The organism is Amycolatopsis thermalba (genome assembly GCF_003385215.1).
In the GTDB taxonomy this organism is placed as follows: domain Bacteria; phylum Actinomycetota; class Actinomycetes; order Mycobacteriales; family Pseudonocardiaceae; genus Amycolatopsis_E; species Amycolatopsis_E thermalba.
Map to the genome: position 1 here is coordinate 1 of NZ_PQHW01000189.1, position 4,807 is coordinate 4,807.

A 4,807-nucleotide genomic window follows, 5' to 3' on the forward strand; every position below is an offset into this window, starting at 1 on the left:
GAGCACACGGCGGAACGAGTCCAGGTTGCTCGCCACCACCGCGGTCCCGGCCGCCATCGCCTCGGTCAGGATCATCCCGAAGCTCTCGCCGCCGGTGTTGGGCGCGCAGTAGACGTCGACGCTGCGCTGCGCCCGCGCCCGCCGCGGGGCGCGCGGCCGGGATGTTCGCGCGGGCCGCGCGCGCCGGCCGGCGCGACTCACACCCGCCAGCAATCCGCGCGGCACCCCCGGAGGCGACGGCGCGCCTCGCGCGCCCGACGGCGTGCCTCGCGCGCCCGGCCGCGCCTTGCGTGGCGAAGATCGATCCCACCCGCGACCCCGGAACTCACGCGCCAGAGCCAAAACTCCCGCGGCGAGTGCGGAACTCGCGCTCCTGAATGTGGAACTCACGCGGCTGAGCGCAGGACTCGCGCTCCTGAATGTGGGACTCGCGTGCCTGAATGTGGAACTCGCGCGGCTGAGCGCGGGACTCGCGCGGCCGAGCGACCTTGCGCGAGTCCCACCTTCGTGGCCGCGAGTCCCACCTTCGTGGCTGCGAGTCCCACCTTCGTGGCCGCGAGTTCCCCGTTCGCGGGCGCGAACTGCCCGCTCCGCGGCGCGGGTTCCGCACGCGGCCGCGAGCGCGGAACTCGGCTCAGCGCAGTGCCGCCCGCGCCGCGGCTCCGGCGCTGCCCACGTCCAGATCCACCGTCACGAACTCGCCGTCCGCCCGGCCCCGCTCCGTCACCGCGAGCCCGATCAGCGCCAGCTCGGCCGCGAGGTCGCGCAGCGCCCACTGCTCCGGCGTCTCCGCCCCCACTGGCTCGGTCTCGTCGCGCTGCCACGCGGCCACGGCGGCCTCCGCGAGCGCGCGCGGCAGCCGGACGGTGATCCGGTGCTCCCCGATCGCCGTGCCGATCGCCGCCAGCACCTCCGCATCCTCGCGGTAGCGCGAGTACTGTCCGGTCATCCCGTGAGAATAGGCAACACACCGCCGCCCGCGCTGGTGAATTTCAGGCGTACGCGGCGGTCAGGTTCTCCGGCAGCGGGTCGTACCGCGTGTGCCGCCGGGTGAACGTCGCCGTGCCGGAGCTCAGCGAACGCAGCTCCGTGGTGTACCGCAGCAACTCGGTCGCCGGCACCTCGGCGCGGATGACGCTCCGCCCACCACCGACCGACTCGGTGCCCAGCACCCGGCCCCGCCGCGAGGACAGGTCGCCCAGCACCGCGCCCAGGTACTCGTCGGGCACCCGCACGTCGACCTCGTCCAGCGGTTCGAGCAGCACCACCCGCCTGTTCGCGGCGGCCTCCTTCAGCGCCAGCGCGCCCGCGGTCTGGAACGCCGCGTCCGAGGAGTCCACGCTGTGCGCCTTGCCGTCGACGAGCGTCACGCGCACGTCGACCACCGGGTAGCCGGCCACCAGCCCGCGCTGCAGCTGCGCCCGCACCCCCTTCTCCACGCTCGGGATGAACTGGTGCGGGATCGCCCCGCCGACGATCCGGTCCACGAACTCGAACCCGGCGCCACGCGGCAGCGGCTCGACCTCGATGTCGCACACCGCGTACTGGCCGTGCCCGCCGGACTGCTTCACGTGCCGCCCGTGCCCCTTCGCCGGGCCGGCGAACGTCTCGCGCAGGCTCGTCTTGACCGGCTCGGTGTCCACTTCGGCCCCACCGGCCCGCAGCCGCGACAACACGACGTCCGCGTGCGCCTCGCCCATGCACCACAGGACCAGCTGCGACGTCTCGGCGTTGCGCTCCAGCCGCAGCGTCGGGTCGCCGGCCACGAGCCGGGACAGGTTGCGCGCCAGGGCGTCCTCGTCGCTGCGGTTGCGGGCGACCACGGCCACCGGCAGCAGCGGCTCGGGCATCGGCCACGGGCGCATCAGCAGCGGGTGGTCGGGGGAGGAGACGGTGTCCCCGGTCTCGGCCGAGCCGACCTTGGTCAGCGCGCACAGGTCGCCGGCCACGCAGTAGGGCACCTCGCGCAGGTTCGCACCCAGCGGCGAGTACAGGTGCGCCACGCGCTCGTCGGTGTCGTGGTCCTCGTGGCCGCGCTCGGCCAGGCCGTGCCCGGACACGTGCACCGGCCGCTCGGGCCGCAGCGTCCCGGAGAACACCCGGACGAGCGACACGCGCCCGACGTAGGAGTCCACCGCGGTGCGCACCACCTCGGCGGCCAGCGGCCCGTCGGGATCGGTGTTCAGCTCCGGGTGCGGCGCGCCGTCGGGCGTGGTGACCGGCGGCAGCTTGTGCTCCAGCGGTGACGGGAACGCGCGCACGATGCCGTCGAGCACCTCCGCCAGGCCCACGCCGGTGGTCGCGCACACCGGGATGACCGGGTGGAACGACCCGCGGGCGACGGCCGTCTCCAGGTCCGCGATCAGGGTGTCCTCGCTGATCTCCTCGCCGGCGAGGTAGCGGTCCATGAGGGTCTCGTCCTCGCTCTCGGCGATGATGCCCTCGATCAGCTCGTTGCGTGCCTCGGTCAGCCGCTCCAGGTCCTCGGGCGAGGGATCGGTCAGCCGCGGCGGGAAGCCCTGCGAGTAGTCGTAGCGGCGACGGGTGATCAGCCCGACCAGGCCCGGCTCCGGCCCGCTCGCCGGCAGGTACAGCGGCAGCACGCCGGCGCCGAACGCGTCCTGGCACGCGGCGATCTCGCCCTCGGGGTCGGCGCGGTGGTGGTCCAGGCGCGAGACGATCACGGCGCGGGGCATGCCCACGGCGGCGCACTCCTCCCAGATGGCCACCGTCGCCGGGTCGACGCCCTCGGCCGAGCACACCACGAACAGGGCGGCGTCGGCGGCGCGCAGCCCGGCGCGCAGCTCGCCCACGAAGTCGGCGTACCCCGGGGTGTCGATCAGGTTGATCTTGTGGCCGGCGTGCATCACCGGCGCCACCGACAGCCCGACCGAACGCTGCTGACGCACGGCCGCCGGGTCGTGGTCGCAGACCGTGGTCCCCTCCACAACGGAACCGGCCCTGGTCACGGTGCCGGACACCGCGAGCAGGGCCTCGGTGAGGGTGGTCTTGCCGGATCCCGAGGGACCCACCAGGACCACGTTGCGGACCTTGACCGGGTCGTCCACAGCGACCGCGGCTCCGGTGTCGGCGGTGCGGGTTTGCTTGTCGGCCATGGCGGGCTCCCCGGGGGCGACGCTGTCTACAGGTGTGTCCTCGATCACACACCCGGGGAGCATGGTCCGGCAAGCCCGCGGGGTCAGGTTGCGCCTGCGGGGCGAAAAGTGGACTGCTGAGATCGCGGCGAACTGGCCTGGGGGAGCGGTCCACCAGAACCTAAACTGGACGTCGAACCCCTTCGTGTTTTCGTGAAAGGCGTCCTGTCGTGTCCGAAGTTCAGTCCAGCAGTTCCGCCGCGCCCGGGCGGGGCACCGCGCGTGTCAAGCGTGGGATGGCCGAGATGCTCAAGGGCGGCGTGATCATGGACGTCGTCACCCCCGAGCAGGCGAAGATCGCCGAGGATGCCGGCGCGGTGGCCGTGATGGCGCTGGAGCGGGTGCCCGCCGACATCCGCGCGCAGGGCGGGGTCGCGCGGATGAGCGACCCGGACCTCATCGAGGGCATCATCGGCACGGTGTCCATCCCGGTGATGGCCAAGGCGCGCATCGGCCACTTCGTCGAGGCGCAGGTGCTGCAGTCGCTCGGGGTGGACTACATCGACGAGTCCGAGGTGCTCACCCCGGCCGACTACGCGAACCACATCGACAAGTGGGCGTTCACCGTGCCGTTCGTGTGCGGGGCGACGAACCTGGGCGAGGCGCTGCGCCGCATCAACGAGGGCGCCGCGATGATCCGCTCCAAGGGCGAGGCCGGCACCGGCGACGTGTCGAACGCGACCACCCACATGCGCAAGATCCGCGCCGAGATCCGGCGGCTGACGTCGCTGCCCGAGGACGAGCTGTACGTGGCCGCCAAGGAGATGCAGGCGCCGTACGAGCTGGTGCGCGAGGTCGCGGAGAAGGGCAAGCTGCCGGTCGTGCTGTTCACCGCCGGCGGAATCGCGACGCCTGCCGACGCGGCGATGATGATGCAGCTCGGCGCCGAGGGCGTGTTCGTCGGATCGGGGATCTTCAAGTCGGGCGACCCGGCGAAGCGCGCCGAGGCGATCGTGAAGGCCACCACGTTCCACGACGACCCGGACGTGATCGCGAAGGTGTCGCGCGGCCTCGGGGAGGCGATGGTGGGCATCAACGTGGACGAGGTGCCGGAACCGCACCGCCTCGCCGAGCGCGGCTGGTAGGCGCGCTCGGCGAGGCGGGGTGCCTCCGCTTGGTGGGTGCGTTCGCTTGGTGGGCGCCTTCGCTTGGTGGGGTGCTCGCTTGGCAGGCGCCTTCGCTTGGTGGGGCCGTTCGTTTGGCGGGTGGGTTCGCCTGGCGGGTGCGTCAGGCGGGGGTGCACTCACGAGTGGACCCCTCGTGGCCTCATGACTGGCCCTCTCGCTCGGCGGCGAGCCGGTGGACACCTCGTGCGGCGACGACCGTGCCAGTCGTGCGCGCACGACTGGCTTCTTCGCCCGGGCGCGAGTGGTGCTTCTCGTGTGGGCAGGAGAGTGCCACTTGCGCGGGTGTGAGAGTGCCACTCGTGCGGCTGTGAGTGGGCAGCTCTTGGTGCGCGAGAGTGCCTGTCGTGTGGGTGCGAGTGGCGCCTGCGCGAGTGGGCGTGTCGTGGCGCGCGAGAAGGTGAGCTTGGCCCTGTGGCCCGGACACCTGACCTGAGGTGACCGTCGGTTACCGGGGAGGATGTTGCGGTGCCTGCACCACACCCGCCTGAGTTCCGTCAGCGCGCCGTCGAGTTGGCCCGTCTGGGC

At 72.7% G+C, this 4,807-nt stretch carries 3 protein-coding genes and 1 pseudogene; 1 reads left to right on the top strand and 3 read right to left on the bottom strand.

What is annotated here, in order from left to right; all coding sequences use genetic code 11:
* From D0D15_RS35280 to D0D15_RS35290, 3 genes and pseudogenes are all read right to left on the bottom strand, one after another.
* Positions 1-141 (bottom strand): annotated as a pseudogene (locus D0D15_RS35280) (glycosyltransferase family 4 protein); the annotation flags it as partial.
* A gap of 493 nt (positions 142-634) precedes the next feature.
* Positions 635-949, bottom strand: a complete 315-nt coding sequence (locus D0D15_RS35285) for a hypothetical protein (protein ID WP_094007139.1) — start codon at positions 947-949, stop codon at positions 635-637.
* Between the two features lie 43 nt (positions 950-992).
* On the bottom strand, positions 993-3,116 hold the full coding sequence (locus D0D15_RS35290; RefSeq protein WP_094007141.1) for an elongation factor G-like protein EF-G2: 2,124 nt from the start codon (positions 3,114-3,116) through the stop codon (positions 993-995).
* 209 nt (positions 3,117-3,325) lie between these two features.
* On the opposite strand from D0D15_RS35290, the gene pdxS reads away from it, so the two are divergent.
* Positions 3,326-4,240, top strand: a complete 915-nt coding sequence (pdxS, locus tag D0D15_RS35295) for a pyridoxal 5'-phosphate synthase lyase subunit PdxS (RefSeq protein WP_094007143.1) — start codon at positions 3,326-3,328, stop codon at positions 4,238-4,240.
* Positions 4,241-4,807 lie beyond the last annotated feature (567 nt).